1 pseudogene is annotated in these 508 nt (G+C 57.3%); it reads right to left on the reverse strand.

Annotated elements, in window-relative coordinates:
* Nucleotides 1-204: 204 nt before the first annotated feature.
* Nucleotides 205-467, reverse strand: a pseudogene (locus ABN217_RS20515) (transposase); the annotation flags it as partial.
* Nucleotides 468-508: the final 41 nt, after the last annotated feature.

Consider the following 508-nt stretch of genomic DNA (forward strand, 5'->3'; position numbering starts at 1 on the left):
GTCGCAGGCGGGCTGCGATGCACAGATCCGCCAAGAGTTGGATCTGGATGAGCGCGATGCGCTGTCCATTCCCGATGGCCTGTGGCGAGCCGTGGACGCGGCACCGGGGTGGATTCCGGTGCGATAAGGCGGATACGACCGCTTGCCGTAAGCGCCATCTCCAGACAGCTGATGTAACTGACGTCAAAGCGGATTGAGCAAGGTCGGCACGTCCATCAGCTGGAAAATAGAGTTGATGAACCCTTCCAGGGCCCGTAACGGCAGCCCGAAGAAGATCTTGAGCATCAGCGCCATTTCAATGGCGCTATCGCTAAACTGGAAGCCTCATCCCTGACGGGCATGGTGCCCATGGCAATACCACTGCTCAATGGCTTGTTCATCAACTCAGAAGGTCAGGGAGGCGCGATTGATCAAAGCCCGGTTTTGTACTGCCGCCAGTGACTAATGTTGTGCCGTGCTTTGCCCATCTGTCTGAGCCCGAGTCCGTTTGTCAGGAAATCGGGTCATG

Source organism: Proteus sp. fly-1067 (genome assembly GCF_040139345.1).
Classification (GTDB): Bacteria; Pseudomonadota; Gammaproteobacteria; order Enterobacterales; family Enterobacteriaceae; genus Proteus; species Proteus vulgaris_B.